This window comes from Streptomyces sp. NPDC006430, assembly GCF_040612395.1.
Classification (GTDB): domain Bacteria; phylum Actinomycetota; class Actinomycetes; order Streptomycetales; family Streptomycetaceae; genus Streptomyces.
This window is the reverse complement of the sequence record NZ_JBEXQA010000001.1, coordinates 575824-586497: the sequence shown is the minus strand read 5'-3', so window position 1 is coordinate 586497 and position 10674 is coordinate 575824. Positions and strand designations below refer to the sequence as shown.

Genomic DNA, 10674 nt, shown 5'->3' with positions numbered 1-10674 from the left:
CGGCGGGGACAGGCTGAAACCGTCAGCACCGAGGCAACCCAACAGGGGGACACCATGCGCAAGATGATCCGCGGCACCGCCGCGCTCGCCACCGCCGCCGCGGCCGTCCTGGCACTGAGCAGCGCGGCCGACGCCAAGCCCGCCGACGACTGGGCCGGTTGCCCGTCCGGAGCGGTCTGCATCTACCCGCAGGACCAGAACCCGGCCGTCAAGCCGAGCCAGATCTTCTACAGCTACGGAGCACACAACCTGAGCAACCAGTACGGCAACCACTGGGTGCTGAACAACCAGTACGGCGGAGCCACCGCGAGCCTGTGCACCGGCTCGGGCGGATCGGGCTGCGGTGCCCCCATCGCCGAGGGGGCCGGCGTCTACGCCGACCTCGGGCCGATCAACTCCATCACCCTCAACCGCCCGTAATCCCGGACGCGTTCGCACTGCCTTCCGGATCCGCCGCCCGGCGGCTCCGGAAGTCTGCCGTTCTGCGCTGTTTTCCGCCACGCACGATATGACGCGCACTCGGCGGTCCGACCCCCGCTGTAACCTGGGACCTTCCATCTCACAACCTGGGCGCACCGTGCCATGGGGGATGCCGTGGGGAACCCGGACCGCGGACGGAACACCGGTCATCAGCACGATCCATCCGAAGCCACCGACGGCTCCGCCGTGTCCTTCCCCGTGCAGTTGAGGCGACTTCGGGTGCGGCGCGGCCTGTCACTGGCCGACCTGGCCCGGCAGACTCACTACAGCAAGGGCTACCTGAGCAAGATCGAGACCGGTGCCAAGCGCGTCACCCTCGACGTGGCGCTGCGCTGCGACCGGGTGCTGGAAGCAGAGGGCGCCCTCTTACGGCTCGTCCAGGAGACGGAGGCCCCCAAGGCCCGGGCGGCATCGGCCCCCTGCTCGCCGGCCGGTTCGGTGACCGGGGCCGGGGCCGGCCTCCGACTGCCGTCCGTGCCGTCCGTGCCGCCGTCGACTGCGCCGCAGTCGGCGGGCGAATGCCCCTATCGGGGGCTCGCCGCCTTCACCCCGCAGGACGCGGACCGGTTCTTCGGCCGGGACCGGGTGACGGCCGCCCTGGTCGAGCGGGTCTTCGAACGGATCGGCAATGGCCCGCTGATGCTCGTCGGCCGGTCCGGAGCCGGCAAGTCCTCCCTGCTCAGCGCAGGTCTCGTACCGGCCCTGCGGCGCCGCGGGGGCTTCCCGACGGCCGACGCCGACCGATGGCCCGTCGTACGGTTCACCCCGACCGCGCACCCTTTGCAGGAGCTGCTGGACCGCACGGCGAAGGTGCTGGGCGGCGATCTCGGCGTCACCGTACGGGAGGTGCGGGAGCGGCCCGAGCGACTCCTCGAAGCCGTACACGGCCCGGCGGACGACACCCCGGAGCGGGTCGGGGACCAACCCCCCACCGTCCGGCCGGTATTGATCGTCGACCAGTTCGAGGAAATTTTCACCCTCTGCTCCGACGAGGAGGAGCGCCGCGACTTCGTACGGCTGCTCCGCGCCCTCGCCACGACGCGGCCCGGGCCGACGAGCCACGACCCCGCCGTAGTGGTGCTCAGCGTGCGGGCCGATTTCACCGGCAGCTGCCTGGACCTTCCCGACCTGGCCCCGGTCCTCGTCGACGGACTGTTCGTCCTCCCCCCGATGTCCGTGGCGGAGCTGCGGGAGTCGATCACGCGCCCGGCGCAGCTCGCCGGGCTCACCCTCGAACCCGGCCTGGTCCCCCTGCTGCTACGGGATGCCGGCTTGCGCGAGGAGCCCGGCACGACCACCCCTGCGGCGGGGCCGGGTGACACGCCGTGCAGTGCGCTGCCGCTGGTGTCCCACGCGCTGATGGCCACCTGGCAGCGGCGCGAGGGGGCCAGCCTGACCGTCGCGGGCTACGAGTACACGGGTGGTATCCAAGGGGCGGTCGCGCACACGGCCGAGAGCGTGTTCGCCCGCCTGTACCCGGCCGAGCAGCGGACGATCCGGCGCATCCTCGTGGCGCTGGTCCACGTCGCCGACGGCGCGGGAGCGACGCGGCGGCGGATGAGCCGGTCCGCCCTGATGGAGCAGTCGGGCGGGACGGGCCGGGCCACGGCGGCCCTCGACGCGTTCGTCCGGGCCCGACTGATCACCCTGGACAGCGACACCGTCGAGATCACCCACGAGGCCCTGCTGCACGCCTGGCCCCGGCTGCGCGGCTGGATCCACGCCGACCGGGACGGCCTGCTGGTCCACCGACAACTGGCCGACGCCACCGAGGAATGGGAGCGCGAGGGCCGCGATCCGTCCGCCCTGTACCGCGGGACCCGTCTGGAAACCGCCCGATCCTGGGTCGACGACCTCGACGGCAGGAGCAGGCTCAGCCCTGCGGAGGCGGACTTCCTCCGCGCGAGTCAGGCCGCGCAGGACGCCCGGCGCACGCAGGCCAGGCGCCAGGTCCGGCTACAGCAGCGGATGCTGGCCATGCTCGTCGTCCTGCTGGGCCTGGCCCTGACCGCCGGCGCGCTGGCGTACGGGCAGCGGACGGACGCGCTCGACCAGGGGCGCGTCGCCCGTTCGCAGGCCCTGGCCGCGCAGTCCACCTCCCTAGCGGCCGGTCAGCCCGAACCTTCGATGCGGCTCGCCGAGGAGGCGTACCGGACCGAGGCGACTCCGCAGGCCCGGGGGGCTCTGCTGAGCACGCAGGCGCAGTCGTTCCTCGCGCGCCTGCGCGGGCACAGCGGGCCGGTCAATGCGGTGGCGTTCGCCCCGGACGGCCGGCTGCTGGCGACGGCGGGTTCCGACGGGAAGGTGCTGCTGCGCCGGGTGGCCGACCGGCGGACGACCGCGACCCTCACCACGGCCGGCCGGGTGCGGTCCGTCGCCTTCGGCCCCGACGGCCGGACCCTCGCGGCGACGTCCACCGACGGTCCGGTACGGCTGTGGGACACGGCAGGCCACGGCACCGCGGTACTCCCCGCGCAGACGACGGACGCCCGGGCCGTGGCCTTCGCACCCGACGGGCACACGCTCGCCGTCGCGGCCGCCGACGGGACGGTGCAGTTGTGGGACCCCTCGGGCGACCGGCCCGCCGTGGCGACCCTGGTCGGCCACACCGGGAGGGTCAACGCGCTGGCGTACGCGCCGGACGGCAGGACGCTGGTCTCTGCGGGCACCGACCGGACCGTACGGCTGTGGGACCCGGTGCGGGCCCGTCCGCTCGCCGTACTCCAGGGGCACACCGGCGAGGTGCTCGGGGTGGCCTTCGCCCCGGACGGACGGACGGTGGCCTCCGGCGGCGTCGACCGGACGGTACGCCTGTGGGACGTGGCCGACCACCGCGCGACCGCGACCTTGACGGGGCACAACGACGACATCAACGCCGTCGCCTACACCCCGGACGGCACGACGGTCATCAGCGCCGGCGGCGACGGCACCACACGGCTGTGGGACGTCCGCAGCGGCCGGCTGGCCTCGACGTTTTCCGGACATACCGACTACGTGCTCGCGGTCGCCGTGGATGCGGGCGGCTCGCTGCTGGCCACCGCTGCTTTCGACCAATCGGTGGTGCTGTGGGATCTGCGCGGGCCGGTGCTGACCTCGCGCCCGTTCACCGAGATCTGGCACGCCGCGTACAGCCCGGACGGAAAGCTGCTGGCCACCGCTGACGCCGATCACACGGTACTGCTGTGGGACGTGGCCGGGCGGCGGGTGGTGGCGACGTTCGCGGGCCACACCGAGAGCGTGTTCGCGGTGGCCTTTTCCCCCGACGGGCGGACGCTCGCCTCCGCCGGCTCCGACGGTTCGGTCCGCCTGTGGGACGTGGCCTCCCGCACTCCCCTGAGCACGCTCACCGGTCACGAGGGAACCGTCTTCAGCGTGGTCTTCTCGCCCGACGGGCGGACGCTCGCCTCCGCCGGCTCCGACCGGACGGTCCGCCTGTGGGACCTGGCCTCCCGCACCCCCCTGGCCACGCTCACGGGCCACACGGACTTCGCGAACGACGTCGTGTTCAGCCCCGACGGCCACACCCTTGCGAGCGCCGGCGACGATCTGACCGTACGTCTGTGGGACGTGGCCGGGCGCCGGCCGCTGGCCACACTCACCGGTCACGCGGGGGCGGTCCGGGCGGTCGCCTTCGGTCCGAACGGGCGGACGCTGGCCAGCAGCGGCAACGACGGCACCGTACGTCTGTGGGACGCCCGGCGGTACGAGCCCGAGGCGGTGCTCGCCGGCCACATCGGGTCCGCCCGCGCCATCGCCTTCTCCCCCGACGGCCGGACGCTGGCCAGTAGCGGGAACGACCGTACGGTGCGGCTGTGGGACGTGGCCGGGCGGCGGCTGTGGGCCGCCCTGACGGGTCACACCAGTGCGGTCTGGGGCGTCACCTTCTCCCCCGACGGGCGGACGGTCGCCAGCAGCAGCAACGACGGAACGGTGCGCCTGTGGAACCCGGACCCCGGGACGCGGATGGCGGAACTCTGCCGGATGCGCGCGGGCAGCGGTGCGCCCCGGCCGCGGGAATCCGCGGCGCGCTGTGCGCAAGAGCGCTGATCCGCGGGGGTTTCCCAGGGGGTTTCCCGTTGCCCGTCCGGACGGGGTGAGGCACGGACCTCGACGTGCCGGGTCCGCGGCCCGCAGGCTCGTCCGTGTGCCCACCCGCCAACGGCCGCCCTCGTCACGGCTCTTCGGCACCCCCAGAGAATCGAGGATCCCGCATGCTTCGCCGGTACGGTCTCATCGGCGCGCTCGTCGCGCTCCTGGTCTGCATCCTGTGGACGCCCACGTCGGCGGCGCCCGCCGACGGTCCGTGCCGGGTCCTGGCCCCGGGGGCGTCCGACGCGGCCGAGCGCGCCGTCGGCGCGGCCTGCGCACAGGTCGCCGCCGACGTCTGGTACACGTGGGGCGGCGGCCACGGTCCACAACCCGGCCCCACCTACGGGCAGGTGGACCCCACCGATCCGGCCAGCGAGCACGATCCGGAGCGGCTCGGGTTCGACTGCTCGGGGCTGGTGCGGTACGCCTACGCACAGGCCGCCGGGTCGGACGTGCTGGACGGTGTCGCCAGCGCACAGTTCTACACGCACCGCGCTGCCGGGCGCTTCACCGCGGCCCAGGGTCTCGCCCCACTGCTGCCCGGCGACCTGCTGGTGTGGGGCACCTCCCAGGACCTGCACCACATCGCGATCTACCTGGGCGCGGGCAAGATGGTGGAGGCCAGGCAGTCCGGCACGAAACTCATGGTCAGCGACGTCCGGTTGAACGGGGACTACTACGGGGCGGTGCGGATCGACCCGGGTCCGGTGACGGGCCACGTCGTGCGGACCTGGGGCACCGGCGTCTGGACGAAGGTACAGCCCTCGACCACGGCCGCACGCGTCTACGCCCTCCCCGGGCCGACGACGATCCGCGTCGAGTGCCAGAAGCACGCGGAGACGGTCACGTCCGACGGCTACACGAACGACGCCTGGTCGTACCTTCCCGACTACGGGGCGTGGCTCACCAACATCTACATCCAGGGACCCGCATGGCTGGAAAACGTCCCTACCTGCACATTCTGAGGCAACACGCGCACCGTTTACGGCCGATGAGGACATACGATCGCAAAGTCCCGGCCTTGATCGCCCCACCAGGGGTGCGTCCGCGACCCTTAAATCCTTCCCGTACTCTGCAGTTGAGGACCAACGTGCGCCTGCCTCTCGACCGACGCCTGACTCTCAGTGCCGCCCTGCTCGCCGTGGTGGCCGGTGTGGTGCCGGCAACCGCCGCCCACGCAGCGGCGAGCCCGTTCTCCGCCCCGGCGGCACAGACCACCGCGCAGGCTGCGGCCACGCCCGATCTCGACGCTGTGACCCAGGCGTTGAAGAACACCACCGCGGTCGGGGCTCCGGGCGCGATGGTCCGCATCACTGGTTCCGGAGCCCCGCTGACCAGCGCGGTGGGCGTGCAGGACCGGACCACGGGTGCACCCATGAACCTCCAGGGCCGTTTCCGGATCGGCAGCGTCACCAAGTCGTTCTCCTCGGTCGTCCTGCTGCAGCTGGTGGACGAGGGCAAGCTGAGCCTGGACGCCCCGGTCAACGAGTACCTGCCCGGGCTACTGCCCGACGACCGAATCACGGTGCGTCACCTGCTCACCCACCGCAGTGGGTTGGCGGACTACACGAACGTCATGTTCGAGCACACCGTGCCCGGTTTCGAGGCCGTGCGGAACAAGGTCTTCACCTACCAGGAGCTGGTCGCCCTCTCGCTGCGCGAACCGAGGACCACCGAGCCGGGGGTGGCGTACAAGTACTCCAACACCAATTTCGTGGTCGTCGGCATGCTCATCGAGAAGGCCACCGGGAACGCTGTGGCCAAGGAGTACGACCGGCGCATCATCAAGCCCCTGCGGCTGAAGAACACGTCCTACGTGCACCCGTCCGCCGCGATCAAGGGTGCGCACCTCCACGGCTACCTCCACCCGGACGAGGCGGGGGCTCCCCTGGTCGACTCCACCGAACAGACTGTGTCCTGGGCGCAGTCCGCAGGTGCGATGATCTCGAACGCCGCCGACCTCAACACCTTCATGTCCGCGCTGCTCGGGGGCAAGCTGCTGGCCCCGCGCATGCTGGACGCCATGCTCACCATGACCCCGACCGACGCCACGAACACCCGCTTCTACGGTCTGGGCCTGCGCCGCTACGACCTCTCGTGCGGCACCTCGGTGTACGGGCACACGGGCACGGTCCAGGGCTTCTACACCTACGCCTTCGCCACCCGTGACGGAAAGCGCAGCCTCGCCGCGGTGGCGAACACCTCGAACAAGGGCGAGGCGAACACCGCCCTGGGCGGCACGCTCGAAGGTGCGTTCTGCGGCAAGAAGACACCGGCCGCCCCCACCGCCACGCAGCGCAGCTTCGCCCTGATCCCGCCGCTGACCGCGGCGCCGGCCGAGACCGACCTTCCGGAGCGCAACGCACGCTGACTACCTGGGCGGACGGCAGCCGCATGTTGCGACTGCCGTCCGCCCGGACGTCCCGGGCCGCGGCCCTCCACGAACGGGGCGGTCGGGCCGTACCGGGCCGCACGGTCGGAGGGTCCGCGCGCTCCGGGCGGGGGGTACGGCCCGTCACACCGTCCGGGTGACACCGGTGTGATTGGATCTCCGGACGTCCGTTCCCTTCATGGGGAACACGCAAGGCAAGGAACGGGGAACATGCGCAAGACAGTTACCGGAGTGACCCTGCTCGTCGCGGCGGCCGCGCTGCTGACGGGCTGCGGAAGCGATGGGGGTAACGCGGACGGCAAGGCGAAGTCCACGCCGAGCAGCGACGCCGCGAAGCCGGCGGCCTCACAGAGCGCCTCTTCCGGCGCCACGGCCGACGCGAAGGGCAGGGCGAAGGGCGGGGCGGCCCACGAGGTGACCCTGGAGGTCGAGGGCCAGGGCCAGACGCAGGTCATGTACCACGCCGACAGCAGCGGCTTCGAGCAGCAGACGCTGCCGTGGAAGAAGACGGAGACGGTCGAACTCACCGCTGCGGAACAGAAGGTGGGCTACCTCGTCAACGTCGTCCCCGGCTCGGTCAAGGCGGCCGACGGCTCGCTCCAGCAGGCCCCGTGCACCATCAAGGTCGACGGCAAGAAGGTCGCGGACAACGAGGGCGGAAAGAACTCGAAGGGCTGCACCTACCTGATCAAGTAGTGCGGAGGCGGGTCCACGACCGCACGGCTCAGGCCGTGTCCAGCGGGAGCCGGGCCACCAGCCGGGCCCCGGTCGGCGCATCCTCGACGGTGAGGGACCCGCCCAACCGCCCGGCGATGTCACGGGCTATGGCCAGGCCCAGGCCCGTCCCGCCCTCGTCGCGGCTACGGGCGTCGTCGAGGCGGGTGAACCGCTCGAAGACCCGCTCGCGGTCCGCGGCCGGGATGCCGGGCCCGTCGTCGCGGACCTCCAGTACGGCCGTGTTCGTGGCCTCGTCGAGGCGCAGCACGATCCCGACCCACCCGTCGGCGTGTCGCTGCGCGTTGTCGAGCAGATTGGTGACGAGTCGGGTGAGCCAGAGCGTACTGCCGCGCACGACGGCCTCGGGGGCGATCTCCACGGCGACGGGAACCCGGTCCTGCCTGCGCGACCGGGCCGCTTCCCGGGCGACGTCCGCGAGATCGACCGCGCCGTCGGGCGGCGGTTCCCCGGTGTCCAGGCGGGCCAGCAGGAGCAGGTCGGCGGCGAGGTCCTGGAGTCGTACGGTGTCCTCCAGGGCCCCGCTGACCAACTCGCCCCAGAGCGCCGGATCGGGGTGGGCCTGGGCGACCTCCAGCTGGGTGCGCAGCACGGTGATCGGGCTGCGCAGCTCGTGCGAGGCGTCGGCGATGAACCGGCGCTGACGGATTCCTGCGGCTTCCAGCCGGTCCAAGGTGCTGTTCATGGTGACGGCGAGCCGGGCGATCTCGTCCTGGCTGTGCGGAACGGGAACCCGGCGGTGCAGGTCCCGGTCGCTGATCTCGGCGACTTCGGCACGGATCGCCTCCACGGGGCGCAGCGCCCAGCCGGTCACCCGCCAGGTGACCAGGGCTACGGTGAGCACGAGCAGCGGGACCCCGACGGCCAGCGCGCCCGTGACGAAGTCGTCCGCGGCGTCGGCCTCGCGCAGGGAGGTCCCCGCGAGGACGGTGACCAGTCCCTCGCCCGTGACGGTGGTGACCTGGACGACGCGGTGGCGCCGTCCGCCACGTGCCGGGCCCTCCTTCCAGGTGTCGCGGACCGTGCCGGGTTTCCCCGGGCGGGACGGGGAGAGGGCGGGACGGCCGAGGAGGTTGGGGCTCGCCGCCAGGACGTGGCCCCGGGCGTCGATCACCTGGAGGAAGTCCGTCCCGCGGCCGGGTGTCAGTACGGTGTCGAGCCGGCCCGTGGCCGCGAGCCCGGCGGTGGCGAGGGCCTGCCGTTCGGCGTCGGCCTGGGCGTTGCGCATCAGGTTGCCGTCCAGCATCCCGAGCAGGGCGAAGGAGGCGGCACCGAGTGCCAGGGCCACCACGGTGGAGGCGCCGAGCGTGGCCCGGGCCCGGACGGAGCGGGGCCGCAACCGCTGCGCGACGTGGCGGAGGCGGGCGGGGAGCTGCCGGGGAACTCGGCCGCGGACCCGACCGGGGACCCGACCGGGGGTCTTGCTGGTGACCCGACCGCCGTGCGGTTCAGCCACCGTCGGCCGCCAAACGGTAGCCCGCGCCCCGGACGGTCTCCACCGCGGACCGGCCGAACGGGGCGTCGATCTTCCGTCGCAGGGCGCTGACGTGGACCTCGACGACGTTCAGGTCGCCCTCGTACGCGGCGTCCCAGACGTTCTCCAATATCTCCCGCTTGGGTACGACCTCCCCGGCCCGCCGCGCCAGGTGGACGAGGACCGCGAACTCGCGCGAGGTCAGCCGGGCCTCGGTCCCGGCGCGGGTGCACCGCTGCCGGGCCGGGTCGACGACCAGGTCTCCGAACTCCATGATCTGCGGGCTACGGCGGCCGGTGCGCCGGATGAGGGCGCGCAGCCGGGCGACCAGGACCACGTAGGAGAACGGCTTGGAGAGGAAATCGTCCGCGCCGGTGTCGAGTGCCTCCGCCTCGTCGTACTCGCCGTCCTTGGCGGTGAGCATCAAGATCCCCGATTCGCAGCCGTTCGCGCGCAGCCGGGCACAGACCCGGTAGCCGTTGAGGCCGGGCAGCATGATGTCCAGCACGATGGCGTCGTAGTCGTGTTCGCCGGCCAGCCACAGGCCCTGCGGGCCGTCGTGGGCGACGTCCACGGAGAAGCCCTCGGCCTGCAGACCCCGTTGCAGGGCCGCGGCGAGCCGTCGTTCGTCCTCGACCACCAGTACGCGCATGGGGACAAGGTTCTCAGGTCGCCCCGGCGGGTTGCTGAAGAGGTCTTCAGGTGCCTTCAGCGGAGCTTCAGCATCCGGCACGCAGGATCTGCCGAGTCGGGCAGCCTGCCCGGAGAACGCGAGGAGCAGTCAGATGACTCAGTCCAGTCCCCAGCCGCCCGGGCCGCCCGCGGGCGGCCCGGGCGAGGCGAAGGCCGACGCTACCGGTACGGCGGTGGGGAGCCGCAGCCGACTGGTCCGGTTGACCCGCGAGGGGCGTACGCGATGGGTGGCCCTCGGGGTGGTCGTCGCGATCGGCGGCGGGGCGGCAGTGGTGGCGGTCGCGCACGAGCACAGGGAGCACGTCGTCCGGGGCAGGTTCGCCGCCGGGGAGCTCGGGCACGGCCGCGGCGAGAAGCCGGCGGACGGTCGGATGGGCATGAAGCAGCACATGGGCGGCAAGCCGGAGATCGTCGACGGCGATCGGGCCTGGCCGGGTCGCGGACCGGGACCGGAGCGCCGGGCGCAGGGTGCCGCGAAGGCCCCGGTGCCGCTGCCCGCGCTGCCTGCGGCGCAGGCCCTGGAGAAGGCGGTGGGCGCCGTGGAGGGCGGCAAGGTCGAATCGCTGCGGGCCGTTCCCCAGGAGGGCGGCGGCAGCGCGTGGCTGGCTGTGGTCCTGGGGCCCGACGGGGTCCGGCACGCCGTGACGCTGGCCGGCGCCGACGGCACGGTCACCGGCAACACGCCCGCCGCCAAGACCGCCCCGCACATCCCCCGCTGACCCTGCGCGGCGGCTCCCACGGCTGAACCCCGGCCCGCCGTGGCGGAACCCCGGACGGACGGGGCGGACGCGGCGAACCGCCGGACGGACGG

General features: G+C 72.8%; 8 protein-coding genes. 6 read left to right on the top strand and 2 right to left on the bottom strand.

Going from position 1 to position 10674, the window contains the following annotated elements; translation table 11 throughout:
* The first annotated feature begins 54 nt into the window (after nt 1–54).
* The 5 genes from ABZZ20_RS02695 to ABZZ20_RS02675 all read left to right on the top strand — a co-directional run bounded on the left by ABZZ20_RS02695 (nt 55) and on the right by ABZZ20_RS02675 (nt 7657).
* Nucleotides 55–420 carry a hypothetical protein gene (locus ABZZ20_RS02695; RefSeq protein WP_356865944.1) on the top strand — a complete coding sequence of 122 codons (366 nt, stop codon included), beginning with the start codon at nt 55–57 and terminating at the stop codon, nt 418–420.
* A gap of 246 nt (nt 421–666) precedes the next feature.
* Nucleotides 667–4527 carry a helix-turn-helix domain-containing protein gene (locus tag ABZZ20_RS02690; protein WP_356865942.1) on the top strand — a complete coding sequence of 1287 codons (3861 nt, stop codon included), beginning with the start codon at nt 667–669 and terminating at the stop codon, nt 4525–4527.
* A 164-nt stretch (nt 4528–4691) separates the two neighbouring features.
* Nucleotides 4692–5534 carry an NlpC/P60 family protein gene (locus ABZZ20_RS02685; protein ID WP_356865940.1) on the top strand — a complete coding sequence of 281 codons (843 nt, stop codon included), beginning with the start codon at nt 4692–4694 and terminating at the stop codon, nt 5532–5534.
* Between the two features lie 131 nt (nt 5535–5665).
* Entirely contained in the window at nt 5666–6940 is a 1275-nt protein-coding gene (locus tag ABZZ20_RS02680) for a serine hydrolase domain-containing protein (RefSeq protein ID WP_356866146.1), read from the top strand.
* A gap of 231 nt (nt 6941–7171) precedes the next feature.
* Complete coding sequence (locus ABZZ20_RS02675) at nt 7172–7657, top strand: hypothetical protein (RefSeq protein ID WP_356865938.1); 486 nt, start codon at nt 7172–7174, stop codon at nt 7655–7657.
* A gap of 28 nt (nt 7658–7685) precedes the next feature.
* On the opposite strand, the gene ABZZ20_RS02670 is transcribed toward ABZZ20_RS02675, so the two are convergent.
* Nucleotides 7686–9152 carry a HAMP domain-containing sensor histidine kinase gene (locus ABZZ20_RS02670; RefSeq protein ID WP_356865936.1) on the bottom strand — a complete coding sequence of 489 codons (1467 nt, stop codon included), beginning with the start codon at nt 9150–9152 and terminating at the stop codon, nt 7686–7688.
* On the bottom strand, nt 9145–9822 hold the full coding sequence (locus ABZZ20_RS02665; protein ID WP_356865934.1) for a response regulator transcription factor: 678 nt from the start codon (nt 9820–9822) through the stop codon (nt 9145–9147). The genes ABZZ20_RS02670 and ABZZ20_RS02665 overlap by 8 nt, the downstream gene beginning before the upstream one ends.
* 133 nt (nt 9823–9955) lie before the next feature.
* On the opposite strand from ABZZ20_RS02665, the gene ABZZ20_RS02660 reads away from it, so the two are divergent.
* Nucleotides 9956–10582, top strand: a complete 627-nt coding sequence (locus ABZZ20_RS02660) for a hypothetical protein (RefSeq protein ID WP_356865932.1) — start codon at nt 9956–9958, stop codon at nt 10580–10582.
* Nucleotides 10583–10674 lie beyond the last annotated feature (92 nt).

Excerpts from the sequence above, each read along its gene's own strand:
- ABZZ20_RS02695 (WP_356865944.1), top strand. The coding sequence starts at position 55 with ATGCGCAAGATGATCCGCGGCACCGCCGCGCTCGCCACCGCCGCCGCG.
- ABZZ20_RS02685 (WP_356865940.1), top strand. The coding sequence starts at position 4,692 with ATGCTTCGCCGGTACGGTCTCATCGGCGCGCTCGTCGCGCTCCTGGTC.
- ABZZ20_RS02675 (WP_356865938.1), top strand. The coding sequence starts at position 7,172 with ATGCGCAAGACAGTTACCGGAGTGACCCTGCTCGTCGCGGCGGCCGCG.
- ABZZ20_RS02665 (WP_356865934.1), bottom strand. The coding sequence starts at position 9,822 with ATGCGCGTACTGGTGGTCGAGGACGAACGACGGCTCGCCGCGGCCCTG.
- ABZZ20_RS02660 (WP_356865932.1), top strand. The coding sequence starts at position 9,956 with ATGACTCAGTCCAGTCCCCAGCCGCCCGGGCCGCCCGCGGGCGGCCCG.